This window comes from Pseudomonas lactucae, assembly GCF_036688725.1.
Lineage (GTDB): Bacteria > Pseudomonadota > Gammaproteobacteria > Pseudomonadales > Pseudomonadaceae > Aquipseudomonas > Aquipseudomonas lactucae.
In genome coordinates, this window is sequence record NZ_JAQQPT010000009.1 from 41,405 (window position 1) to 66,372 (window position 24,968).

Annotated in this window: 21 protein-coding genes and 5 pseudogenes; 18 read left to right on the forward strand and 8 right to left on the reverse strand. The window is 56.0% G+C overall.

Annotated elements, in window-relative coordinates:
* Window positions 1-43: 43 nt before the first annotated feature.
* Window positions 44-1,393, reverse strand: coding sequence for a DUF1329 domain-containing protein (locus V6M90_RS12055; protein WP_332846528.1), 1,350 nt, complete (start codon window positions 1,391-1,393; stop codon window positions 44-46).
* Window positions 1,394-1,417: 24 nt separating this feature from the next.
* Entirely contained in the window at window positions 1,418-3,070 is a 1,653-nt protein-coding gene (locus V6M90_RS12060) for a DUF1302 domain-containing protein (protein ID WP_332846529.1), read from the reverse strand.
* A 206-nt stretch (window positions 3,071-3,276) separates the two neighbouring features.
* Here V6M90_RS12060 and V6M90_RS12065 point away from each other — a divergent pair, with 206 nt between their 5' ends.
* Complete coding sequence (locus tag V6M90_RS12065; RefSeq protein ID WP_332846530.1) at window positions 3,277-3,963, forward strand: GntR family transcriptional regulator; 687 nt, start codon at window positions 3,277-3,279, stop codon at window positions 3,961-3,963.
* A 41-nt stretch (window positions 3,964-4,004) separates the two neighbouring features.
* On the opposite strand, the gene V6M90_RS12070 is transcribed toward V6M90_RS12065, so the two are convergent.
* From V6M90_RS12070 to V6M90_RS12080, 3 genes are all read right to left on the reverse strand, one after another.
* On the reverse strand, window positions 4,005-5,591 hold the full coding sequence (locus V6M90_RS12070) for a bifunctional 3-(3-hydroxy-phenyl)propionate/3-hydroxycinnamic acid hydroxylase (protein ID WP_332846531.1): 1,587 nt from the start codon (window positions 5,589-5,591) through the stop codon (window positions 4,005-4,007).
* Between the two features lie 102 nt (window positions 5,592-5,693).
* On the reverse strand, window positions 5,694-6,254 hold the full coding sequence (locus V6M90_RS12075) for a VOC family protein (RefSeq protein WP_332846532.1): 561 nt from the start codon (window positions 6,252-6,254) through the stop codon (window positions 5,694-5,696).
* Between the two features lie 41 nt (window positions 6,255-6,295).
* Window positions 6,296-7,147 (reverse strand): fumarylacetoacetate hydrolase family protein, encoded by an 852-nt coding sequence (locus tag V6M90_RS12080; protein WP_332846533.1) that lies wholly within the window; start codon window positions 7,145-7,147, stop codon window positions 6,296-6,298.
* 127 nt (window positions 7,148-7,274) lie between these two features.
* On the opposite strand from V6M90_RS12080, the gene V6M90_RS12085 reads away from it, so the two are divergent.
* The 4 genes from V6M90_RS12085 (at window position 7,275) to V6M90_RS12100 (ending at window position 10,220) form a co-directional block, all read left to right on the forward strand.
* On the forward strand, window positions 7,275-7,856 hold the full coding sequence (locus V6M90_RS12085) for an amino acid synthesis family protein (protein WP_332846534.1): 582 nt from the start codon (window positions 7,275-7,277) through the stop codon (window positions 7,854-7,856).
* A 69-nt stretch (window positions 7,857-7,925) separates the two neighbouring features.
* Window positions 7,926-9,041 (forward strand): alcohol dehydrogenase catalytic domain-containing protein, encoded by a 1,116-nt coding sequence (locus V6M90_RS12090; protein WP_332846535.1) that lies wholly within the window; start codon window positions 7,926-7,928, stop codon window positions 9,039-9,041.
* A 306-nt stretch (window positions 9,042-9,347) separates the two neighbouring features.
* Window positions 9,348-9,650 carry a cupin domain-containing protein gene (locus tag V6M90_RS12095; RefSeq protein WP_332846536.1) on the forward strand — a complete coding sequence of 101 codons (303 nt, stop codon included), beginning with the start codon at window positions 9,348-9,350 and terminating at the stop codon, window positions 9,648-9,650.
* A gap of 18 nt (window positions 9,651-9,668) precedes the next feature.
* Complete coding sequence (locus V6M90_RS12100) at window positions 9,669-10,220, forward strand: NADPH-dependent FMN reductase (protein ID WP_332846537.1); 552 nt, start codon at window positions 9,669-9,671, stop codon at window positions 10,218-10,220.
* A 43-nt stretch (window positions 10,221-10,263) separates the two neighbouring features.
* On the opposite strand, the pseudogene V6M90_RS12105 reads toward V6M90_RS12100, so the two are convergent.
* Window positions 10,264-10,580 (reverse strand): annotated as a pseudogene (locus V6M90_RS12105) (FAD-dependent oxidoreductase); the annotation flags it as partial.
* Window positions 10,581-10,733: 153 nt separating this feature from the next.
* Here V6M90_RS12105 and V6M90_RS12110 point away from each other — a divergent pair.
* Entirely contained in the window at window positions 10,734-11,633 is a 900-nt protein-coding gene (locus tag V6M90_RS12110) for a LysR family transcriptional regulator (RefSeq protein ID WP_065942233.1), read from the forward strand.
* 109 nt (window positions 11,634-11,742) lie between these two features.
* On the opposite strand, the pseudogene V6M90_RS12115 reads toward V6M90_RS12110, so the two are convergent.
* Window positions 11,743-11,998: pseudogene (locus V6M90_RS12115) on the reverse strand (integrase core domain-containing protein); the annotation flags it as partial.
* 204 nt (window positions 11,999-12,202) lie between these two features.
* On the opposite strand from V6M90_RS12115, the gene V6M90_RS12120 reads away from it, so the two are divergent.
* Together V6M90_RS12120 and V6M90_RS12125 are read left to right on the forward strand one after the other, a co-directional pair.
* On the forward strand, window positions 12,203-12,712 hold the full coding sequence (locus tag V6M90_RS12120) for a hypothetical protein (RefSeq protein WP_332846538.1): 510 nt from the start codon (window positions 12,203-12,205) through the stop codon (window positions 12,710-12,712).
* A gap of 26 nt (window positions 12,713-12,738) precedes the next feature.
* A pseudogene (locus tag V6M90_RS12125) lies at window positions 12,739-13,113 on the forward strand (transposase).
* Between the two features lie 84 nt (window positions 13,114-13,197).
* Here V6M90_RS12125 and V6M90_RS12130 read toward each other — a convergent pair.
* Window positions 13,198-14,210, reverse strand: a pseudogene (locus tag V6M90_RS12130) (IS630 family transposase).
* A gap of 1,412 nt (window positions 14,211-15,622) precedes the next feature.
* Between V6M90_RS12130 and V6M90_RS12135 the strand changes: the two are divergent.
* The 10 genes and pseudogenes from V6M90_RS12135 to V6M90_RS12180 all read left to right on the forward strand — a co-directional run bounded on the left by V6M90_RS12135 (window position 15,623) and on the right by V6M90_RS12180 (window position 24,962).
* Window positions 15,623-17,053, forward strand: coding sequence for an efflux transporter outer membrane subunit (locus V6M90_RS12135; protein WP_332846539.1), 1,431 nt, complete (start codon window positions 15,623-15,625; stop codon window positions 17,051-17,053).
* On the forward strand, window positions 17,050-18,243 hold the full coding sequence (locus V6M90_RS12140) for an HlyD family secretion protein (RefSeq protein WP_332846540.1): 1,194 nt from the start codon (window positions 17,050-17,052) through the stop codon (window positions 18,241-18,243). Before V6M90_RS12135 ends, V6M90_RS12140 begins: the two co-directional genes overlap by 4 nt.
* A gap of 11 nt (window positions 18,244-18,254) precedes the next feature.
* Complete coding sequence (locus V6M90_RS12145; RefSeq protein WP_332846541.1) at window positions 18,255-19,775, forward strand: MFS transporter; 1,521 nt, start codon at window positions 18,255-18,257, stop codon at window positions 19,773-19,775.
* A 309-nt stretch (window positions 19,776-20,084) separates the two neighbouring features.
* A pseudogene (locus V6M90_RS12150) lies at window positions 20,085-20,667 on the forward strand (ParA family protein); the annotation flags it as partial.
* A 509-nt stretch (window positions 20,668-21,176) separates the two neighbouring features.
* Window positions 21,177-21,467, forward strand: coding sequence for a type II toxin-antitoxin system ParD family antitoxin (locus V6M90_RS12155; protein ID WP_065942221.1), 291 nt, complete (start codon window positions 21,177-21,179; stop codon window positions 21,465-21,467).
* A gap of 2 nt (window positions 21,468-21,469) precedes the next feature.
* On the forward strand, window positions 21,470-21,826 hold the full coding sequence (locus V6M90_RS12160) for a type II toxin-antitoxin system RelE/ParE family toxin (protein WP_332846542.1): 357 nt from the start codon (window positions 21,470-21,472) through the stop codon (window positions 21,824-21,826).
* A gap of 904 nt (window positions 21,827-22,730) precedes the next feature.
* Window positions 22,731-23,480, forward strand: a complete 750-nt coding sequence (locus V6M90_RS12165) for a hypothetical protein (RefSeq protein WP_332846543.1) — start codon at window positions 22,731-22,733, stop codon at window positions 23,478-23,480.
* A 115-nt stretch (window positions 23,481-23,595) separates the two neighbouring features.
* Window positions 23,596-23,820, forward strand: coding sequence for an AlpA family transcriptional regulator (locus tag V6M90_RS12170; protein WP_078823985.1), 225 nt, complete (start codon window positions 23,596-23,598; stop codon window positions 23,818-23,820).
* Between the two features lie 4 nt (window positions 23,821-23,824).
* Window positions 23,825-24,667 carry a ParA family protein gene (locus V6M90_RS12175; protein ID WP_332846544.1) on the forward strand — a complete coding sequence of 281 codons (843 nt, stop codon included), beginning with the start codon at window positions 23,825-23,827 and terminating at the stop codon, window positions 24,665-24,667.
* A gap of 85 nt (window positions 24,668-24,752) precedes the next feature.
* The gene (locus V6M90_RS12180; protein WP_065942216.1) at window positions 24,753-24,962 is read left to right on the forward strand and encodes a hypothetical protein; all 210 of its coding nucleotides are present in this window, start codon (window positions 24,753-24,755) and stop codon (window positions 24,960-24,962) included.
* Window positions 24,963-24,968: the final 6 nt, after the last annotated feature.

Consider the following 24,968-nt stretch of genomic DNA (forward strand, 5'->3'; position numbering starts at 1 on the left):
GGCTGCCCCCGGGAACACAGGTTTGAACACGCAGGTGCGAGGCTTAGCGCACAGAGCCTGAGGCCACGGAATTCCCCGTGAAGAAATTTTCGGGCTTGCGCGGGATAACGCTGTAGGTTTCGCCATTGAGGCTTTGCACGACGCTGTAGGTCTTGGCTTGCAGGTTGTAGATCACCACCGGCTTGACCACCACCGCAGGAATCGACGGCACTACGAACGGCAGTACCTGGGACACGCGCCACAGCTTGCCTTCGGCGTCGTAACCATCGACCAGGGAGACGGTCCAGCTGTCTTCATCGATGAAGAATCGGCGCTTGGGCACGGCGTGCCGTTTACCGGGTGCGACGGTAGCTTCCAGCTCCCACACGCGGTGCAGTTCCCAGCGCACCTTGTCGGCATTCAGATGATTGGCAACGAAGGCGTCATCGCGTTTTTGCGCGTTGAACGCATTGTCGTTGTAGGGGATGTACAGCTCTTTTTTGCCCACCAGCTTCCAGTCATAACGATCCGGGTGGCCGATAAAGCCGTGCACTTCGTCGAAGTAGTTGGCCCCCGAGGCCACGAAGTCCGGCGTGTCATAGCCCACGGTCGGTGCACGACGCACGCGACGCTGGCCGACCAGGTATTGCCAGGCTTCACGCGGTTCCTGCGGGTTGACGCTGTCATGGGTGACCAACGACTCACCGGCCTTGAACGGCGGCTCATTGGTCAAGAAACGCAGCAACGCATATTGGCCGTTCCAGGCCTGGGCGCTGCCCTCTTTATAGTAGTAAGGGTATTGCCAGTTCTCGACGCCTCGGCTGGCCAGGGTCTGGGTGCCATCGGCGTTGCCGATGATGTTGGCGTAGCCCATCTGGATCGATTCGGCTTCGACCCGCAGCAGGAAATTCCAGATCACTTCGTTGCCGTTCTTGGGGATCGGGAACGGGATGCCGCCGTAGCAACCTTCCACCGACAGGCCATTGCTGGTGGTCTTGCACTGGGTGGCATTGGCGAAGGTGTTTTGATAGACGCTGTCGGGCGCCGCAGCGGTGCGATGCGTGGGGTACACATCGAGGTGATAGGTGTCGGGGTATTTGGCCAGGAGCGCCTTGGTGCCTTCGGTCAATTTGTCGGCGTATTGTGCGGCGTTCTTCGCGGTGATTCTGAGCACCGGCTTCTCACCGGGGAACGGGTCCGCTGGCACGTCGCCGAATTTGGCGCCGGCGACATCCTTGGTCAGCCCGCCGGTCCATGCGGGAATACTGCCATCGGCATTCCCGGCTTTTTCGGCGCCCATGGGCGTCAGCGTGGTCTTGAGCTTGGCCGCCTCGTCGGGGTTGACCGCCGCCAGGGCAGTGCCGGCGCACAGGGCCAGGGACAAGGTTGAAAGCAGCAGTTTGGTTTTTGTCATTATAAGAGCCCGCCTGTTCGTTGCTTAAAAGGTTCGCTGGATCGAAAACGCCACGAAGTCCCGGTCTTTCATGTTTTGCTGGTAGGTAAAGGAGTTGGCAGCGTTGATGACCGGCCCGGCCTCGCCGAAAAAGTTGGTGTAGCTCAACGAGGCGTACCACTGCTTCTTGTAGTCAGCCTTGAGCCCCAGGGTCAGGTCGCCACCGTGCTCCGGACCAAACGCCTGGGGCGTGACGGATGAACGCCCGAACGGGTTGTAGCCAATGGTGATCGGGGCCTGCACATCGATGCCGGGAAACACCTGGAAGTACTGTGGTTCGAAGGTGAAGCGCATGGCGAAGGCATCGCGGGTGGTGTTGGGGTCCAGTTGGTCGGAGTTTTTGGTCACGCTGAGTCGGCGGTTGAAAGCCACTTCACCGATCAGCGAGGCTCCGTCCCATAACGCCGAACCACCGTAGACATTGACCATCGAGACCTGGGCATGCCAGGAACGACCAATTGGGTAGGCGGGGTTGGCGTCGTTATCGGAAGCCATGCCGGTGATGATGGTGCCGCCCACGCCGGCCAGGGGTGTATCGAGGCGAATCGAGGTTTCACCGGCGATATTCGCCTCGCCCACCAGGGTGCTGAAGCTGGCGCCGAAGACTTTGATGTCTTCGGGGTACACGTTGATGAAGCTGTCGTCGGCACCGGGCACCAAGGCCGCCGGACGGAAGTAAAATACCGGGGTCTTTTCGTGGTACTTGGCTGCGTAAAGCCCGAACTCCCAATCGTCTACCGCGAATTTGAGTTGGGCGCCAAACTGGCCGGAATTCCTCGCTTCCTTGTCCTTGCCATGCAGCAGCTCGCCGGTGGGGAAAAACACCCGCTCGCCGCCTTCACCCACAAAGTCCGCACCACTGAAATAGCTGCCCGCCGCGGGCAGCCGGGTCTTGTTCCACTCGAATTGGTAGTAGGCGCCGACGCTGACCGTGTCGGTGAGCTGCCAGTTGCCCGAGACCTGCTTGGTCGGCATCAGGATTTCTTTGAACTGCGAGCCCGGCACTGACTGCAGTTTCACCAGGTCGACCGTGGATTGTGCGTTGGCAATGCCGTTGGCGCCGAAAAACAGGCTTTCACCGTAAATCTGGGTGAACTGCCCCAGGCGACCGGACAAGGTGGTGCTGCCCAGCTCCCTGGAGCCGTAAACGAAGGCATCGAGGATTTCCGTGCGTTTTTCGTGGATGCGGCGGGTGTCGCTGGTGAACTGGTCGTGGTCGACGCTCACCGAGTTGGCGGTGCCGGGCGAGTCGTTGTCGTTGTTGTGGCTGTAGACGTTGTCGTACCAGGATGCCGCGCTGAGGCGGGCACCGACGTCTTTGTACTTGATGTCGAACTCGGACAGCAGGTCCAGGCGATTGGAGATCAGCCCACGGTCGAAGTTGCGGTCACCGTCGTCCAGGTTGGCATTGGCGTTGGACGTGCCTGGGCCAACGGCGACCTTGGAGTCGAGTTTATTCACACGCCAGGCGTTGCTGTACTTGACCGTGTTGTCCCAGGTCGCGGTGAGGTCGGTGTTGCCGGTGTCGATCTGAAAGGCCTGGGAGGCGGTAGAAAGGCTCAGCAGCAGGCTTGCGCTGACGGCGCAGGCGATGCTGGAAACCGGCAACGGGCAGTGCCGCAGGTTGGCTGTTTTCATCGAGATGTTCCTGTTTTTGTTGTTTTTGTAAAAGGTCATCGCATGTGCGCAATCTTATTTTTAATGCACTAATTAACACTTTGTGCACAAAAAATATGCCCGTAGAAATTCAATGTCAAGCAGATTCGCGGCATCCAAATGAGTCTTTGCACTAAATCTGTTTTTGCGCATAAACTGCGTTTAGTGCAAATTCCAGGACGCCCACCATGACTCCCTCCCCCAGCAGCCCGCTGATCGAAGTCGCGTTGACCAAGATGAAAAAAGCGATTGTGTGTTGCGAATTGGCCCCCGGCGAAAAGCTCAAGGTCGCCGAACTGTCGAAGACCTACGGGCTCAGCAGTTCGCCGATTCGCGAGGCGCTCAATCGCCTGACCCAGGACGGTGTAGTTGAGGCCAGTGACAACAAGGGCTTCAGGGTGGCGCCGATTTCCACCGCCGACTTTTGCGACATCACCCGGATGCGCTGCCTGCTCGAATGCGAAGCCTTGAGTGATGCCATCCGCTATGGCGATGACAGCTGGGAAGCCGACGTGCTGGGGGCGTTTCACCGCTTGAATCTGATGGAGAAAAAGTTGGGCAGCGGTGTGTTGGTGCTCGATGATGAATGGTCGGCCCGGCATAAGGCCTTCCACTTTTCACTGTTCGGCGCGTGCCCATCGCCGCTGCTGCTGAAGATGATCGACTCGCTGTTCGACCGCGCGGAACGGTACCGGCGCTATTCGGCCAAGCAGCGCATTCGCCAACGACACAAGGGCAATGAGCATCAGGAATTGATGGATGCGGCGCTGTCACGCGACAGCGAAAAAGCCGTTACCCTGCTGCGTAACCATATCCAGGACACGCTGGAGCGCACCGTCGAGGCCATCGAACGTCAGCAGGCAACGTTGCAGTAACCTGGCAAGGGCGGGCTTGCCAGGGCAAGCCCGCCCTTCCCTCATGCAGCGTCTGGCTTGCGGCCAAACAACGCCAGCTCCATCCCCTCCAGCAACTCCATGGCCCACGCTACCGTCACGGCACCGCCATACACGTAGTGATCCGGGCGCACGATCACCACATTACAACCACGCCGCTCCAGCCACTGCGCCAGCAGCCCATCCACCTCTTCGTAATCATCTGCCACCCGCGCGCCAGGGTGCTGCGGGTAAACCAGGCGCACCACTTCAATCGGCAGGCCCTTGAGCGACTGGCTGCTGCGCAGGCACCGCAGCAATGCACTGGCGTCGAAGCCCGGCGCGATCACCACGCGAAAGGACTGGCCGGTAAACTCATCCAGCAGCCCCGCCTTGCCTTTGTGGTTGATCACTCGCGGTTGCGGGAACAGTTCGCCGGCAGGTGCCACGTTCGCGACAAAGCCATGCCTCAACCCAGGAATCAGGGACTGGCGGACGATCCCCTCAGGGTTCTCGGTCATCTGCTGGATCAATCGCGCATCACGCAAGGCGGCGCGCTCAGTGTCGCGCTCACAGATCACGCCGCCAAATTCCTTGGCTGCCAGAGTGGTCTGGCGCACATGGGGGATACGCTCGGTCTGGTAGCTGTCGAGGAAATTCGGCGCCGCTAACCCGCGTTTTACCAGAGCAAGCTTCCACACCAGGTTCAAGGCATCGCGAATGCCCTGGCACATACCCTGGGCCAGGAACGGCGGCGTCATGTGCGCTGCGTCACCGAGAAAAAACACTCGATCGGCTTGCCACTGCTCCAGGATCAGCGCATGAAAACGGTAGGCCGAGGCCCGCCAGAGTTGATAATCCCCTTCGGGCAACCAACGTGCGATCAGCTGTTTGATCACCTCGGGCTGGGAGATTTCAGTGGGCTGCTCGTCCGGGTTGATCATGAACTCCCAGCGCCGGTGCCGCCCAGGCCCGACCACAAAAGTACACGGCCGCACCAGTTCGCAGAACTGCACATTGGTCTTGGGCAAATGCTCGCCCGCGCCTTCATTGAGGATCACATCGACCACCAGCCAGGGCTCGTCGAAGGCCAGATCCTCCATTTTCAGACCTAGCCGAGTGCGGATCGGGCTGGTGCCGCCATCACAGGCCAGGACATAGTCGGCGCTAAGCGTGCGCTCGCTGCCGTCCTTGGATTTGATCAACACATGAGCCTGGGTGCTGGCGGAGTCGACCTGCAGCACCTCTGCGCCAAGTTCGACAGTGACTCCCTGCAACTCGGCAAGCTTGCCGCGCAACGCGCGTTCGACCGGAGGCTGGGAAAACACGTAGTTGGGCGCCCACCCCAAAGCAAAAGGTGGTTTGGCCGCGTCGATGCGCTTGAGCACCTGGGAGCCCGTGGTGCGGTACTCCGAAGGGCGATAGGGCATGACATGCTCGGCAATCTCATGCGCCAGGCCAATATTGCCGAAGACGCGCATTACCTCATGGTCAAACCCCATGGCCCGAGGGTTGGTGTACACCGTTTCGGACTTGTCCACGATGAGGGTCTTGAGCCCCCACAACCCGGCCAGGTTCGCGCACACGGCGCCGACCGGGCCCATTCCAACAATGATGACATCGTAGTCCATCGTCTACTCCGCTTCTTATTCTTATCGGTACAACAGATGGCTGACGGGCCAGCACGCGTGCGCCCATCAGTCGGGGTTGAACCTCGGCAGTTCGCCGCCGGGTCAGCCCAGCCGAACGCGCTGCTCTTGGATCTTGGCGCGTATGGAGTTCTTCCATTCGTCCCGGGTCTGGAAGCCTGGGCGGCGCAAGCACATGGCTTCGGTCTGCGCCAGGATCACCTCGGCGGGCAATTCAAGATCCAGTGGTTCCTTGCACGGCTGCGCGGTGTAGAACGGCGCGTCGACGTACATTTCAATCGGGTTGCCTTCCGGGTCCTTGAAATACAGCGACCAGGCATTCCCGTGATCGACCTGAGCGATCCCTTCGATGCCGTTGCGCTTGGCAAACTGGTAGTAGGCTTTGAGGTCGTCGAGCGAATCGAGCAGGAAAGACATTTGATTGATCGGGTTGAATGCCAGGTCGGCAGGCTTGCCGTCAAACAGCACGACCTGGTGATGCAGTTCGGGATTCTGGGTCATGAAGAACAGACGGTGGCCGGTCGAGGCAACGCCCTTGTCGCTGACAATAAAACCCAGTACACGGCAGTAGAAGTCGACCATGCCATCCAGGTCTGCGCAGAAAACGCCGGTATGGGTGAAGTTGATCGTCGGTAAAGCGGGCATGTGAAACCTCCAGATTTTTATGATTGTGCAGAGGACAACGTTCAGGCTTCGTCAATTACGCCGTTGGATAGCGTGCCGATCTCGGTGATCACCACTTCAAATACATCACCAGGCTTGAGGAAGATCGGTGGCGTGCGCTTGAAGCCAATGCCGCTGGGTGTGCCGGTGGCCAGGATATCGCCGGGGTTCCATGCCAGCGCCTTCGATACGTAGGCAATCAAGTGCGGTATATCGAAGGCCAGCTCATCCAGGCTCCCCTCCTGCAATTGCTCACCATTGAGCACACCCCGGACCACCAGCTTACGGTAATCGGGAATGTCCGCCGCGGGAATGAGCCAAGGGCCCAACGCACCGGTTTTCCTGAAGGTTTTGCCCATGCCGTACTGGTGGGTGTGGAACTGCCAGTCACGCACGCTGGCATCGTTGAAGCAGGTGTAACCCGCCACATGGTCCATCGCATCGGCCGGGTCGATATGCGAACCGCCCTTGCCGATCACCACGGCCAACTCGGCTTCGAAGTCAAATTGTTCCGACACTTGCGGGCGCACCAGTGGCTCGCCATGGGGCAGCAAGGTTTCGGCGAAGCGCTGGAAAATCACCGGGAAGTCACCGACCTTGCGCCCCGCTTCCTCAGCGTGCGCCACGTAGTTGATGCCCACACAGATGACTTTGCCCGGGTTGGGTATGACCGCTTCGAGCGCCACGCTTGCAAAGGGATAGTCCGCTGCTTTGCCCTCTACGATCCGTCGCGCCTCATCCATCAGCGCCGGCTCCGCGAGGAACGAGGCGAGATCGCCAGCCGATGCAAAGGCACCAGTCAGCTCAACCACCCCGCCCCCCTTCACGACACCAAAATGCGCCTTGCCTTCTTTACGGTAAGAAATCAGCTTCATCTTTCTCTCCTGTTGTTTTGTGCACAAAAACTTATTTCTTGCACCATACATCATTAAATGCATAATCCGAAAGGTCAGCTTTAAAAAATAATGCGCCGCGTGAGGCGCGTAGATCTGGAGGTCAGGCATGTCGCTTGTGAGTGTGCGTAAGATCAAACTGGACATGGAAGAGGTGCGCCATGAAGGCGGCCCGCGTTCGGCGGCTCCGTTGCGGATTGCGGTGGCCACGGCAGTGATTGCCAATCCCTATGCCGGCCAATATGTTGAGGACTTGCTGCCGTTTATGCAGGCCCTGCGCAGCCTGGGGGCCGAGCTGTCGGAGCGGCTGATCCATGCGCTGGGGGGTGTCGAACAGGTTCAGGCGTATGGCAAGGGCGCCATCGTCGGTGAAGACGGCGAGCTGGAACACGGCGCGGTCTGGCACGAAGCCGGTGGCTGGGCGATGCGCGAAGCCTTGGGCAACCCGAAAGCGATTGTTCCTGCGGCGAAGAGCATTGCGGGCCCCGGCTCACGGGTGATGATTCCATTGGGTCACATTCAGGCGGCTTATGTGCGCAGCCACTTCGGTATTGCGGAAATGACCGTTTGGGACGGCCCGCGGCGTGGCGAAATCGCGTTCGGCCTGGCCATGGCCACGGGCGGACGCATCCATGCCCGGCTCGGCGGGCTGGCTGCTGCCGATGTTAAGGGCAAAGACGGTTTACGTTAGTTGTAACGCGTTGATGCATGCTCCAGAAAACCTACCACTACAAAAATAATATGTGTGTTGGAGAACCCCATGACAGCAAACACGATGCGTGCCGCACGCTTGTACGAAGGCGGCAAACCCATGGTCATCGAACAGGTGCCCGCGCCGCGAATCCGCCCCACCGAGGTGTTGGTCAAGGTCAAGGCCTGCGGGATCGTGCCAAACCTGCATAACATCCTGACCAACTGGGTCACCTGGTTTCCACACAGCCCGCTGCCGAAGCTGCCGGCGATTTTCGGGCTGGACCCAGCCGGTGTCGTTGAAGTCGTGGGCGATCAGGTCTACGACTTCAAGGTCGGTGACCGGGTGTATGTCAATCCGGGCCGCTACTGCGGTTCCTGCCGCGCCTGCCGTGCGGGCAACACCGTGGCCTGTAGCGCCTACACCTTTAATGGCTACTTTGGCTTTACCGCGAAAAGCCCGCGCATGTTTGAGGACTATCCTTACGGCGGCCTGTGCGAATACATCCCGGCTCCCCAATACAGCCTGGTCAAACTGCCGGATAACCTCAGCTTCGAAACCGCCGCACGCCTGGGTTACCTCGGCACCGCCTACAAAGCCCTGCTCAAGGCCAGTGCAGGCCCGGGCAGCACGATATTGATCAACGGCATCAGCGGCACCCTTGGCCTGGGCGCCGTGGCCCTGGCGCTGGCCATGGGTGTGCGCAAGATCCTCGGTACTGCACGTAACCAGGAGCTGTTCCAGAAAGTCAAAGACCTGGCCGCCCCCGGCAGGATCGAGATTCATACCCTCGGCAGCGTCCCGACCCAGCAGTGGGTCAATGAGATCACCGCCGGCGAAGGCGTCGATATCGTCATCGACGCCCTGGGCCCGGGCGCGCCCCACGAGAGCCTGACCCAGGCGCTCAAATCCCTGAACCGAGGTGGGCACCTGGTGAATATCGGCGCCATCGCCGGTGATGTACCCATCGACCTGCACTGGATCATGGATAACGACATCCAGCTCAGCGGCTCGGCATGGTTCACCACCGGGCAAGGCCAGGCCATGGCCGACATGGTGGAGTCCGGCGTACTGGACCTGTCCTTCTTCGAGCACACCACCTTCGCGCTGGAAGACATCAACCATGCGATCACGGGTATCGAAAACCGTCACGGTGGTTTCAGCAACTATGTGATCCGTCCTTGAGTGAACGCAGCGAGAGCCTCGCCTCTCGCTGCCCTTTTGGCAGGCTGAGTAACCTTCATGAAAATAAGAAGACTGGTCACCGGGCACGACGAACAGGGTCACTCGGTATTTGTTTCAGACGACTTCGCGCCTCGGGCGCAATCCTTTGCATCAATCCCGGGGCATGGGATGGTGCAAATGTGGGCCACCCCGCCCCAGCCGACATTGCCCGCCCGGGGAAGCGACCCCACACTTGCCTTGGCGTCGTTAATCCCCAGCCAGGGTGGCACCTGCCTCGCCCTGTTTGATTTCCCGCCCGACAGCATCATGCAAAACCCGACTGATAGCGTTCAAGCCTATGCCGAGTTGGGCGCCGCACTGCCAGGCTTGATCGAATGCTTCGAGCCCGACAGCCCTGGCATGCACACCACGGGGACCATTGATTACGGCGTGATCCTGGAAGGTGAAATGTGGCTGGAGCTCGACAACGGCCAGAGCCGCTTGGTCAAGGCTGGCGACATCGTCATCCAAAACGGCACACGCCATGCCTGGCGCAACAAAAACAGCGCAATCGCCCGCGCGCTGTTTGTGATGGTCGGCACCGCTCCCTCAGACAACCCGGTTGTGTAAACCACCCTAAGGACTTTTATGGCCGCCCTCCCTCACCGCTTGCTGGGTATATCCGGCAGCCTGCGCGCGCACTCCACCAATACCGCCGTGCTCAAAGCCCTCGCCAACCGCATGGGCGAGCACGCCGAACTGCAGCTGTTTGCCCTCAACGATATCCCGTTGTACGACAGCGACCTGGAAGCGGATGGCTTGCCTGACGCCGTACTTGCTTTGAAAGACGCGATCAGCCAGGCCGACGGCCTGATCCTCTGCTCACCCGAATACAACTACGGCGTCTCCGGTGTGCTTAAAAACGCCCTGGGCTGGGCCTCCCGCCCCGACGTCAACTCCCCGCTGAGAAACAAACCAGTGTTGATCATGACCTCATCCCCCGGCGTGTTAGGCGGTGTGCGCGCCCAGGCGCAACTGCGGGAGACCTTGAACGCCACGCTTAGCAGGGAGGTTGTGATCCCAGGGGTCAGTCAGAAGATCCAGGACGGTCAATTTGAGGATGAGCCCACGCTTCAATTCATGTTGGCGTCGGTAGATCAGTTGTTGGGTGAAATTGATCTTTTGGGCTGTTGGCGCTGATTGAAAACTGACCCACTGGGTCAGTTTTTGGTCAGCGGCAACAATCTGCACGGTGTACCGAAGACTGACCCACACCCTCAGCAAAATTGGCGCCTCTGTAGCTGCCGTCGACACCCCGACGCCATTCAAAACAAATGCTCTGCCAGGGTTGCGCCGTCCGGTGGCGATTTGCTCGTAGGGTTCGCCGATGCCCAGCGCTTTGATCCCTCTTACAGCATTCGCACCAAACGAAACACCCGAGCCGACTTCACCAAACGCTTGTACCGCCTCAAATAATGTAACGTCCAGATGTTGATGGCGACACAGCTCCAATGCGAGGGCCACACCTGCGATACCACCGCCAACAATAGCGACTTGCAAAACCTATTTAGGGCGATTAATGGGAAACCTCACGCTTTTTTTGGAATAGCCCTAAGGTGGGTATACAGAAATAGCGCGAGCCCCATAAAATCTATCACCGGACTGAATATGGGTATACTTGTTGCATTCGTCACTCTTGCCGAGATGCCTGTAATGCACCTACGCGAACTCGACTTGAACTTGCTGGTGATCTTTCATCAGCTTTTGATCGACCATAGTGTTTCCGGCGCAGCTGAAACGTTAGGGCTGACTCAACCCGCCGTGAGTAATGCACTCAAGCGTCTGCGTACCTCATTTAATGACGAACTGTTTGTGCGGACATCTCAGGGGATGCAACCCACGCCTTATGCGTTGCAGATGGCAGAACCTGTGTCTCAGGCTATCAACATTCTGCACGACGCCATCAACCTCCAGGATGAGTTCGATCCTACAACCAGCCAAAAACGATTTGTCTTGGCGATGACAGACATTGGCGAGATTTATTTTATTCCGCGACTCATTGATGCACTGCTCAAGCAGGCGCCTGGGATTTCGGTCAGTACTTTGCGAAGCAATGCTGGACTCGCCGAAGCGCTTGCTAACGGAGAGGTGGATCTGGCTGTCGGATTGCTACCGGATTTACAGGCAGGCTTTTATCAAAGGCGTCTATTCCAACATCGGTACGTATGCTTGTGCCGCCAGGGTCATCCACTGACACAGAAGCCCATGACGGAGGAAAGTTTCTGTGAATATGGGCATGTGAGAATCGTTGCGGCCAGTACCGGGCATGGTGAGATAGACCTGCACATGCAACGGGCTGGCTTGCAGCGTCAGATAAGCTTGGAGGTTCCGCATTTTGTTGCAGTAGGGCATATCTTGCAAGCCACTGACCTTATCGCGACCGTGCCGGAGCGATTCGCCCGCAGTTGCACCGGACCGTTCAGTTTGACCACCTTGCCGTTGCCGGTACCGCTCCCGGAAATCGCGATCAATATGTTTTGGCATACGAAATACCACCGCGATCCGACCAGCAAATGGTTCCGGCAACTGATGTTTGATCTTTTCAGTGATTGAATTTCAGACTCTAGAGGCGCATCGCATGGATCACGACCACCGCTAAGCCTGGTAGCCTGATGATGCAATAGGTTGGGGATTTCGCCCCAAGTCTAGTCCTAAAATAGGTTTACCCCTGTTTCACCCCAAAGCCCTGCATCGCATCGGGTGTTTTGTATTTCAAAGACAGGGGCGGGTGCTCGCCTTGGTAGGTCGATACCGACTTACTCAGCATCTTCTCGCCTGCGTTAAATCCTGCGGTCGCTGGAGCAAAAGCCCTGTCTTCGATATCCATTGACCCGATCTGCCAAGGCGTTTTGGTAGCAATCATAACTGTCCGTCATCGAGCACCTGATACCGTGTCTCATGCGCAACGCCTGGTACAATCAAAAGTGGTAACGCTGCCTTATCTAGTCCACCGAATCATTGAAATCGGCTGTGTATGCTCTATCTTGGAAAGCATGCACAGGAAGAAGTTGATGGCCGACGAACGCGGCGAACTGGAAGCGGTGATTCGCAAACGCAGTGGCGTAGTGGCGTTGCAGCGGCGTGCGCGTTGCGTGCTGCTGTGGGCAGACGCCTAACGTCGGGTGGACATCCGCGCCAAGCTGGCCTGCAACGACGCCTTCGTCACGCGATGGACCAAGGCGTTTGAACATCAAGGTCTGGCCGGACTGGTGTCGCTGCACCCGGGACGCGCTTCCAGCTCGGCCAGTCGCCAAGCTGGAAGCGCGGGTGCTCAAAAAGAAGCTCAAACACAAGCCGAAAGATGGCTCCACGCATTGGAGCAGCGGCAAGCTAGCTGCCGAGACGTGTCGTTCTCTGCCGTGCAGCGCATCTGGCGCAAGCACGGACTGCAGCCGCATCGGCGGGAACGCCATCTCGTCTACAACGACCCCGACTTCGAGACCAAGGCCGCGGACGTGATCGGCCTGTACCTGAACCCGCCGTCGCAAGCCGCGGTATTATGCGTGGACGAGAAGACAGTGATCCAGGCGCTCGATGGCAAGGACCGCATGCTGCCGCTGGCGCCGGGCCGTGCCGAGAGCCACGGGTTTGAGTACAAGCGCAACGGCACCTCAGCCTGTTCGCCGCCCTGAACACCGCCACCGGCGAAGTCCTGGGCATGACCGCTACGCGCCACACCAGCGAGCAGTTCGTCAGCTTCATCGGCGACGTTGTCGGCACTCAGCCGCAGGGCCGCGAGATCCACGTCATCTGCGATAACGTCAGCAGCCACAAGACCGAGCTGGTCTAGGCCTTCTTGGCCAAACACGCGAACGTGCGGATTCACTACACGCCCACCTACTCGTCGTGGCTCAACCAGGTCGAGAACTGGTTCTCGCGCATCAAGCGCGACGTCATCAGCCGCGGCATTTTCACCTCGCTCAAGGACCTGGACAAGAAGCTCATGCGCTACATCTGTCAGCACAACAAGGCCCCGAAGCCGCTGAAGTGGAAGTACAACAATCCCCAGCGCCGACACCACCAATTCTTCTGATTCAGTGGACTAGAAATCGCAGGGTATCGCAGCTAACTGCCAAGATAATTCAGAACTAGTGTGCCGTCTCAGAAATAACGTTCCTCATGCCTGTGAGACCATTGCCTCACGGGCTCGCGGTACCTTGTTCAAAATATCTTCCCCCTTAGCGTTACAGACGTAGCGAGTCGGCTGCGCATTTCGCAGTGCCAAGAACGTGGTTATTGAGCTTTCCAGTTCGCGAACCGAACTGAAACTGCCGTCACGCAGGTACACCGTGATATCGCAAAAGAAGCGTTCAACCATGTTCATCCACAAACTGAAGGTCGGGGTGAAATGCATCTGGAAGCGTTTGTGCTTCTCAAGCTAAGCCCTGACTTTTGGATGTTTGTGCGTGGCATAGTTGTCGACGATCAAATGCAGTTGAAGATGCTTGGGCGTTTCTCGATTGATCTTCTTGGGAAACTCATGCCACTCCTGAGCCGATATTGGCGCTCAATGCTGCTGATCAAATGCCTCTGAAGATAATCCAGCGTGGCGAACAAGGTAACGGTACCATGGCGGACATAATCGTACGATTGCGTGCGGATATGCCCAATTCCCAAAGGAAGTCCAGGCTGGGTGCGCTCGAGGGCCTGAACCTGCCTTTTTCATCGCAACAGAGCACCAGTGCCTTATCCGGCGGATCCAGCTACAGCCCAATGACGTCCCAAAATTTCTCTTCGAAGTTCGGATAGCTGGACAGTTGAAGGTGCGTGTCAGGTGCGGTTTTATGTCGTTGGCGGCCCATATACGCTGGACGCTGGCCGGAGAGATGCCGGCGACTCGCGCCATGCTTCGACAGCTCCAGCGAGGCTGACCGATACGCGGCTGAGTAACTTGCTCAAGGGTCCGTTTCAACGCTTCGGCCGGCAGGGATGGCTTGCGACCTCGTCCGGGTCGTGTAGGCGCAGCTCTTCAAAACGCTTGCACTAGCGGGTGACTGAAAAAAAGAAGAGACCGGTCAACTGGGCAATCTCGTTACGAGAACGACCACGAACGGCTCGCAAAATCACCCGAGCCCCACGACCGTCGCTCTGACTGATCGTGGCTGATCTTATTCACCGACTCAGTTCAATTTATTCGTCTTCACTAAGCGCGATATCCTGAAAGTTCGTGTGATCACTCCGAGCACTGATAGACTACAGAAGCATAGCTCAAGCTAGAAATTTATTTCAGAGACAACACACTAGCGACTTCGTTAGCTGTATGCGCGTTGTCAGAGCTTAACTCTACAGATCCGAGACCGATCAATATAGTATCATAATACTGACGTGGCGCACGAGTGCGCGCTGAATGAGCGTAATACTGCGAGTGCACTCAGCAGTTATGCCGCCCTCATGGATTCATGGCTCCATTATCGGGCAGCTACAACTACCCACTGACGAATATGGTTTAATTCACTTGGACTAAATCGCCAGTTATCGAGCGAGCAGTTCGACGATATTTTTGAACTCGATATCCATCTTGCTTAGGCCTGCTTCCCAGTGTTCGACAAAGTTTTTTGGACAAGCACAGGTATTTCTAACCCTTGTTCCGAAAGCTTCAATACGACCAATCGTCAGTCACACATATCACGTCGACGTATTACGCCGCCAACTTCCTGAAGCCTGTCGAGGATAGTGGATATCCTCAAAGGAATAATATGCAAACAGCGGCACACCCTGATACCCTGACGCAGTGAACACTACACTTCGAGCCAGAACATCAAGAACCCGGAAATCAAGGTTTGTTAACCCGTACTTGGCAGCCGCCGGAACTATCCACTCCAGTAACTTTATAAAACTTTTCTATAACTTTGTATGGACCGAAGATTTACCCTATCATTCAATACCTCCACGCAACGCATATTTGGTTAATGTTTTGAAACAACGAGCGGTAGCGATCCAGTTTGCTGAGGGTTTTCAGCACCGAGCGAAGCGCTTAGACATCTTCCAACTCGAGCAGGAACACTACCAGCAACGCCTGGAACCCCTCATAACGTATAACGATAGTGCCTATTCATACTCAGAATAACCATCTCAGAGAGTGCCCATCGTTGCGCATTACGCATGGCAGAACCAAGCAAGCCGGGATCATAAGGAGGGTCTTGGCAAATAAACCTCCTATTATGATCCGTTAGAAAACGTCACCACGGCTGCGTCAGATGCGTTGACCGAGAAGCATATTGCAGTTACTAATATCCTCAAGCAACATGAGGGTAGGAGCAGTCTAAACACGCCAATGGCTGCACCATTAAAAAGTGATTCTTAGAAACCCCGATAAGATTGAGAACGCTATGGTCCCAAACCAAGATAAGAAGCTAAACGAGACCACCGAACAATTTTGTAACCGGGTCAACAACGGCGCTTATCTGTTTTCAAATTACTACAGTCGTACTCTCGTGCTTTTTTGCCTCTTGATATCGAGAATGCCTTTCATGAGAAGCAAACCTACGTCGCTTGCATTGCATGTCACTTCGCGCTCAACGCTAGAGCGAGGTTTGCCGCTAATGTTGGTGCTGATTCTGTCCGGTTGCTCTTTCAGCGATCTTAAGCCCGAATCCGAGCCCATGAAGATAAGCGGGATCAGCGCAGCGCTTAGCAGCGTTCAGATGAAGATTTCGCCTGCCGCTTGGCCTACCCAAGACTGGTGGCAGCGTTATCAGGATCCGCAGCTTGATTCATTAGTCAAAGAGGCGATCGCGGACAGTCCCACACTCCGCTCCGCTGCCGCCAGGGTCCACCAAGCCAGTGCGTTGGAGGCGATAGAAGGCGCTCAATTGCTGCCAAACATAACTACTGACACGAGCGTCACGCGTGAACGATTCAGCTCCAACGGCACAACCCCCGCGCCCGTCAAAGGCACTTGGCAAAATGTACATCAGAGCACATTTAACGTCGGTTACGAGCTAGACTTCTGGGGCAAAAACCGTTCTGCGGTTGAGGCAGCCATCGGGCGCCGGCGAGCACTGGAGCTGGACGAGCAGGCCGCTGCGCTAATCCTCTCCTCTTCAATTGTTCAGGCCTACATCTCCTTACAGAACACATACGATCAGATCGATCTGGCGCAGACGCTGCTTAATCAGCAGGAGCAAATTGAAGAGCTGACCCGAAAACGCTTTGCCGCCGAGTTGGGGACGGAAATCGATATCAAACAATCGCAGGCTTCACTTCCGACGAGCAGAGCGAATATCGCGGCTCTCAAGGAACAAATAGACCTCGATAGGAACAAGCTGGCCTCACTATTAGGCAAAGGGCCGGACAGGGGCCGCAATATCAGCCGACCACATATGCTGTTAAGCGACGAGGTGATGATCCCGACCCTCATTCCTGCTGAACTGATCGGCCATAGGCCTGACGTCGTGGCGCAGCGCTGGAGAGTGGAAGCCTCGGGCCATGAGATCAATGTAGCCAAAGCGCGCTTCTATCCGAACGTGAATTTAACAGCGTTCATCGGTATGCAAAGCCTGGCATTTGATACTTTCGATGATCACAGCAGTCGCATTCTTGGCGCTACCCCTGCTTTTAGCCTCCCAATCTTTGAGGGTGGTCAACTGCGGGGTAACCTTGATGCTCAAGATGCGGCCTATGATCTTGCCGTGGAGCAGTACAACCGGACGGTAGTGGATGCACTGCGGGACATCGCCGACCAGCTTTCCTCTCTGCGCTGGCTGAAGGAGCGTCTTGCGCAACAGAGCGAGGCCGTGGCGACAGCGCAGGCGGCTGCCGACTTGGTCAATAGACGCTACGCCGCCGGGCTTGCGACGTACCTCCAGGTGTTGAGCACACAAAACTCGACGCTTGAACAGAGGCGTCAGCAGGTGGATCTGCAATCCCGAGCGTTTTCCTTGCAGGCCAACCTGAGCCGAGCGCTCGGTGGTGGCTACCTGCCCGAATTGCCAACCACCGCTTCCCAAACCTCCCCAGCAGATAAATCATGATTTCCAAGACCTCCTCTGCAACCAATGGCACTGCTCACACACCATCACCGTGGCGACGGATGCTTCTGTTACTGACTATCGCTTTAATGCTGGCCGCAATGGGTATCTTGTATCTGATGAAACCTGGCACCGAAACCACCGACGATGCTTATGTTGACGGCAATATTGTGCAAGTGACATCCCAGGTCAGCGGAACCGTCACCGTGATTGGTGCCGACAACACCGATCACGTGGAGACCAATTCAGCACTGGTAACGCTCAATCCAGTGGATGCCGAGATCGAATACGAACGCGCCAAGTCGAACCTGGCCCGAGCGGTTCGGCTGGCACGTACACAGTATTATCAGGTACAACAACTGCGATCTGAAGTCAGCCAACGTCAGAACGACGTGCGTAAGGCCCAGGATGATGTTCGGCGGCGTAATCAGCTTGCATCCAGCGGTGCAGTGTCGCGTGAGGAGATCAGCCACGCCGAGGAGGTGCTCAAAAACGCGGCTGCCGCACTGGACGGCACTCGCCACGCTTTGGCTGAGCGTCTGGCGATGGTAGACAACACAACACTGCGAACCCATCCGGATGTTCTGATCGCTGCGAACAATCTGAGAGACGCCTATATCGCACTGCACCGCACGCAGATCTACTCGCCCATTTCAGGGCTGGTGACCAAACGCAGCGTGCAGGTGGGCCAGCGAATCAGCCCAGGCGTCGCCCTGATGTCGGTTATACCCATGGATCAGATCTGGGTTAATGCTAATTTCAAAGAATCGCAGCTAGAGGACCTGCGCATCGGCCAGCCCGTTCTGTTAAGCGCGGACGCCTACAGCCGCGGTGTGGTTTTCCACGGAACGATCATCGGAATCGACGCCGGCACTGGCAGCGCGTTCTCACTGATACCAGCGCAAAACGCCACAGGTAACTGGATCAAGGTCACCCAGCGGGTACCTGTGAGAATTGCCCTTACACCAGATGAGGTGGCCCGTAGCCCCTTGCAACTGGGCTTATCCATGCGCGTCTCGGTGGACACCACTGATACCAAAGGTCCGGCCCTCAACAATACCTTGCCCCCAGTGAGTTCAGCCTATAGCACGGACATCTTCAACCACGAGTTGATGGACGCTAATGATGTTGTCAAACAGGTCATTGGAGCCAACTCAGACGGTGAACTCGACGCCAAACACCTGAATTTCTGACGGGGACGACCATGTACCGAAAACACGCTGCCCTGCTGATGGCGGTCGGGTTGCTCTGCGCTTTAGAGTACCTGCAGGCAGGCATGATTGCCTTTACCTCTGCCCCTATCCGCGGAGAAATCGACGCGAGCCCCGAGGAGTTCACCCTCGTGGCGGCGCTGTATGCCTGCATTGCCATCATTGTGATTTCCAAGCAGCGGTGGCTAGTTGAGCGGCTAGGCTGGCGCAACTTCATGCTCGGTTCCATCAGCATTTATATTTTGGGCGCGTTCGTCTGCGGTGTCGGCAATGATCTGACAAGCTTCACCGCCGGGCGGGTGATCATGGCCCTGGGAGGAGCTTCTTTCATGACTTCGGCCCGTTTGATGGTCAATATGCTGCCGCCCGGGCGAGAGCGTTTTACGGGCATCAAGGTATTCGCTACCGGACTGGCCGGAGGGACGGCGTCTGCGCCGTTCATCTCTTCGCTTGTGGTGGTCGCAGATACCTGGCACGCAATCTTCTGGCTACTCATCCTCGGCGCTGTAGTCGCCGCACTTCTATGTACTCGTTTCCTTTCTAACGCTGTTGCGCCTGAGAACGAGCGAACGCCATCAAGTCCGGGAAATGTGCTGCTTTTAGCGGTCAGCAGTTTCTTCCTGCTATACATCCTGCAGCGCTCGTATTATGATTTTTACAATGAGACGTTTATTCTTTGTGCGTTCGCTTTGCTGGCCGCACTGGGCGTCTATACCTTCTTTCATACCGAGCACCGCAAGAAAGAACCCTTTCTGAAAGTCCGGGAGTTGATGCACTCTCGCTACTTGGTAGGAATCGCTTTGTTCTGCTTCACTTATTTGGTTTTGGGCAGTAACAACTATATCCTTCCGTATTTTTTGCAGACCGCATTGGGCTACTCGTGGGACAGCATCGGCGTAATCCAGTCCTATGGGCTGGCTGGGGCGTTGGCGACCTGGGCCGTGATGTCGATCGTAATTCCCAAGTCGCCGGCACCGAAGAAATTCTTTCTGGCAGGCTTTATGGCTCTTGTAGGATTTAGCTGGTTGTTTTCATCGCTTACTCCCGAGGCCAGCATCTGGTCCAACATCCTGCCCGCCCTGCTACTCAACGGCTGCTTCGTAATGCTTATACTATCGACCGCCGCTATGCATACCTTCCGCGACATTAATGACAATGATACGCTGTTTGCACATGCGTACCAGATCAAAAGTATGATGGGACAGATAGCGATGGCCATTGGTACTACTATTGCGACGTTGTTCCTGCAATGGCGCACGACGACTCAGTACAACAATCTCAACGGACACTTTAGCTCAGACGATCCGCTGTACCGCGAACAGATCCGGTACCTAAGTCAACTAGTTACGTCGCAGGTTGGGGAAAGTCATGCAGGGATGCTTGCAGTTTCCACGCTTGCACAAAGGCTGCTTCAGCAGGCAACATTGGTGGCGAGCATGGAGTATTTCTCGGTAATCATGGTCTTGGGTGCTCTAGCGCTGATCGTCTCGCTGCTACAGAAAACGTTTCGATAGATTCAGCAGTTACGGGCTAGGCCTTGTCGAGATCGCGCCTGCGTTTAGACGATAACACTAGTCGGAAGGTTCAGCCGTCCCCACTTAACTTGGGCGAACTGCGCGGACACCAACAGACCGCCTAATTGTCCCTTACCTCACTCGCCCAGCGGAGTTGCAACGAGCCCATCCGCAAGCAAGCGAGCATCGACATGCAGATCTGCTTCTGGTACAGGAACTCACAGTAAGCCTAATTGCCTGCCCCAATATCCTGCACACGCGCTGGTCCTTGCCCGCAAACGCAGCAGGCAAGCTTCAGGCACTTAACGCATTCCTGATAATCAATCTACCCGACATAGGTTAGACCTTGCCCTGGCGAGCAATCTCGGCGGTCTACTGGCGGATGCGGGCTTACGAGTTCTACTGCTCGATCTGGATAGCCAACCCACTCTCTCCAACTGTTACGCCTTGAGCCACAAGGCCATCGCCGGTGCGTATGAATTCATCGCGCTCAACCAAACAGATCCTGCCCAGATAATTTCCACCACGGAGGTCGCCGGTCTCAATCTGATCATCTCCAACGACAATCAAGGTCGACTGAGCACCTTGTTGCTGCACGCCCCTGATGGGCGACTGCGGCTACGCGCCTTGCTCAACCATTTCCGCCCCCGTTACTATCTGTTGTTGATCAACACCCAAGCACGTAGCGTGCTGCTGGAAATGGCCATCCTGGCCATCCGATCTCGCCCTCTCTCCGATTACACCGCAAATGCTCGCCGCACGCGAACTACGCCGTGGCACCTTGAAGCTGCTCAGCGAACTCGAACCGTTCCGCCACCTGGGAATTCCACCACCATCCTTGCGGCTGCTACTGAACCAGGTGAACGCCATTAGGATCGACACCCGGATGATCACTTTAATTACATCGTTGAGCTTCAACGCTAGATTCCACGCCTGTGATTGTGTTGCACTCAAGATGGGGACAGCCAGGCGACCTCACAAGCTGTCATCATCAACAGAGCTTCGTCGCTGCGACAACGCATGAATCGCCTCTGATTTTCTATACTTTTACTAAGGTTTGCTTCTGGTCGCTGTCCCCCACACAAAGCCAGTTCGTACACTTACATCGCGCGAGCCTTGGGACGTCCGCCCTCCCCCGCGGCACTGCAACTGCAAATGTTCGGGGAGCCTGCCCGCCCCATCAAGCAAGGCTTGGCCAAACTGAACGCCCAAGTCCGCACTAATCAAGATGTCTACTACCCCCCTGCGCCAGTCTTTTTTTGACGTTGTGCGCATGGAGCAAAGAACGACCCCGTACGACGAATTTCGTCAGATCCAAACCTCGAACCATGTGTTCGCAAGCAAAATGGCATAATATGCCACTGAGCGGAAGAAACCTCTTACCGAAAGCTGGAGCTCATTATGGCCACGCGAAACGTTGTGCTCACCCCTCATCAAGAACAGGTTATCCATGACCTTCTTCAGTCTGGCCGCTATCAGAATGCCAGCGAAGTCATGCGGGAAGGTTTGCGTTTATTGGAACAGCGCGTCGCCGAAGACAACGCCAAAATTGAGGCACTGCGTCAGGCGACCTCGATCGGCATCATGGATCTTAAGCACGGGCACTTTACTCAGGTGAACGAAGGGAATCTGGAGCACTACCTCGAGGGTTTAAGCCTGGAGGCGACCCTCCCCGCGAGAGATAAACACTAAGCATGCCTCAGTATCGGATTTCCAATGCGGCGCGCGTCGACATTGTTGACATCCTCAGGTTCTCCCAGACGCAGTTCGGCGATCAAGCACGCCAGCGTTACCAGGCGCTGGTCCTCGCGGCGCTGCAAGCGCTTGCCAGCACGCCTTATCGGATTGGCAGCCAAGACCGTGAGGAGCTTGCACCGGGCCTTCGCAGCTATCATCTCATTTATTCTCGCCAGAAGGCCAAACAGCCCCATGGAACGGTCAAAAGCCCGCGCCATATTGTGTTCTATCGTGTGGTAAACGACGACCTGATCGAGGTCGTCCGACTCCTTCATGACGCCATGGAAGTACATTTGCACTTGCCGAACGACTGATCAGCGACCGGGGCCGACGGGACAGCGACGGTAAGGCACCCCTCTACATCGCGACCTGAGCCTCCTCCGTTGCGGGCCGACTCGACGGCCAATTGAAGCGCGAGGCTCTGGTTCCAACCGGACTATCGAGACCCACGAACAGAAACACGATGCTCAACGTTGCGTACCACTTTCAATTCTGAACAACTGCTTCTTACCTGACATCACGCCCCAGTTGCCGATGACGCACACGCGGATCGATGCCTACCAACCAGTGCCCTAACAACATCACACAGAGCACGAGCATCTCGCCAGTCAATTTCGGGATAGGTGCTGATAGCCAGACACAACAACTCCGCTTAAGGATATCGACTCATTGCTCATATCCGCTTCCGAACGATCACGAGTTTGCCAGGTTCCGGCTGGTCATTCGGTACGCGAGAGCACACTGAATACCAGCCACGGCCACCGAAGTCCGCGTCAGGAACCACCATTCGTGATCGCTCATGTGCGGCGTCTGAGTGGGGCAAAATTGGGGGCATATTAAGATTTTTGAAACTGAAACTACCGATCTAGAGCCCAGTCAAAATGTTTTTGGGGACTCCGACAGTTTGTAACTTAACCCCAAATAACTCCAAAAAGCCTTTAGTAACAATAGATTATTGTAGTATACAAGCACATCTTAAAACAAGCTTTTTCAGCTGATTAATTTACAGCTTTATATCCAAAAACTCATATCATAAAAGCCCCCCTACTTGCCTCATTTGAAACTTTATAGTTCTTCTTGCGAATCAAAAATGCTATTAGCGCAATTTTTTATATTGGAAAAAAGACGGCAACCCCTGGATTTTTACAGCATTCTTTACAAACCACACCCTCTCACTTAAAAGAAAAAAATTAGATTTAATAACATTTATCTATGTAGATGAGCATTTTTATTTTCAATCCGCATAGCAAAAGCTTCTATCGCCCTATCGACGCAGCGTTACGCTGGTGCAATCTCACTCGCTACGAAGCCCAAATTGTCCAGCAGGATTGGTCTCGTCCCGAGAACCTTGCAGTCCTATTCCCCCAATGGCCCAATCTTCACATCGCTTTCGAAAGGATTTTAGACGCCATACGCAATGGTGAACTGCCGTACGGCTGCCTCGGGATTTCTGTTCCTTTGGGAAGCTATGTAGAGCCCTATCAGCTGACCATCCGCCACTCAGACTTACGCCGCTGGATGGAAATTCATTACCCCGACCATAAGCCCAGTTTTTTATTCGAGTCCGGTGAGGATGCACCTGCAAAGGTGAGCCTCGGAACCTTTCTCTCGTTGAAAGCAGATCGAGATGAGTTATCGAGAGCGTTCAAAGCGCAACAGCAGCGCATTCAAGAAATCTTGGGAGAGCTCCAGTCGATTGGACTTGAGAGAGATGATCTCAAAGCCTTGGCCAAAACGAATGGCCAACTCAGCGAGCGCAGCGAACTGACCTATCACAACATCATTGGGGCATTGGTCAGTCTTCTCTTGGACCATTCGCCCGCCGGAAAACCTCTTTCGGTATTCAAGAATCAAGCAGCCATCGTTGATGCCATTGTCGCTCGTCACAAAGATGTGCCCGGCCTCAGCAAGCGCACGCTGGATGAAAAGTTTGCCGTGGCCAATCGTAGCCTCAAAAAAAATAGCTGATCCGGCCAACTGCAGTGCAACAGGCCTGATTGCAATGCAATGACTCATCCGCCGTGGTGCGATTCAATCCATGTCACTTCCCACCACGCGCCAACTGGCGCTAGGAGTGACTAGCATGTCCAACCCATCGGTACCCGCAGTCGAAGCACCTCAACCCCAACGCCACATCATGCGACGTGATGAGGTGGAGCAAAAAACCGGCTTCAAACGTGCGCACATTTACAACCTGATGAAGGAAGGCAAGTTTCCGCGGGCGAAGCGTATCGGACTGCGCGCAGTTGGCTGGGACTCACTGGAAATCGAGCACTGGATTGCAGAACGCCTTTCGCGACAGGAGTGAGGTGATGCACGTGGTCTCGGTGGTGTCCACCAAGGGTGGCGTAGGCAAAACTACAGTAGCGGCGAACCTCGGTGGCCTGTTGGCCGATGCTGGTCTGCGTGTTCTGCTCTTGGATCTGGATAGCCAACCCACCCTCTCCAGTTATTATTCATTGAGCCAGAAAGCGCAGGCAGGTGCGTACGAGCTCATTGCACTCAATCTAACAATACCTGAGCGAATAATTTCTAGGACTGCAGTCGTCGGTCTCGACCTGATTTTCTCCAACGACGATCAAGGTCGACTGAGCACCTTGTTGCTGCATGCACCTGATGGGCGGCTACGCCTGCACAATTTACTCAACGATTTGCATCTCAATTATGACCTGCTTTTGATTGATACTCAGGGAGCACGCAGTGTACTGCTGGAAATGGCCATCCTGGCCTCCGATCTCGCCCTCTCTCCCATCACGCCAGAAATGCTCGCTGCCCGAGAAATGCGCCGTGGCACCTTGAAGCTACTGAGTGAGCTCGAACCGTTTCGCCACCTAGGCATCGACCCGCCGCCCTTACGGCTCTTACTGAACCAGGTGAACGTCAATCGAGTGGACACCCGGATGATCATCCGAAGCCTGCGCGAGACTTTCGCAGAGGCTACCAATATCTCGGTGCTAGACACCGTGATCCCGGACCGGGTGGCATATATCAATGCCGCATCCCTCGGCTTACCGGTCCACCGAATAGATACACGCCCGTCGAGTAAACGCCGACGCTCGCAATCTGCGCTAGATATCATGCAGGCGCTGGCCATCGAATTATTCCCTGAATGGCGTGAAGCGATCTCTTCGGTAATGAGGTGTGCGGAGCCTTGATAAAACAAATCGCCTAATCAGCATTTCACCGATTTTTTTGTTTGATCGACCTTGAAGCCAACAGGGCTTGGTAAGGAGTTTTCTAATGTTGGATCAGTTTCCTATCGTTGTTCAGCCTTCCATTCGACCACGCGACGCGGCTTGCGAAGAGTACTGCACCGTGGTTTTTCGTTTGCAAGGGGGGCGCTCGGCCATGGTGTGGTTCCTCGCAGAACTCTCCCAACATTTCGAAGGTTCAGGGACTGCCGAAATCGTGAAATTCGAGGTCGGTGACCATTTACGTAGCCGACGTTAACCGAGG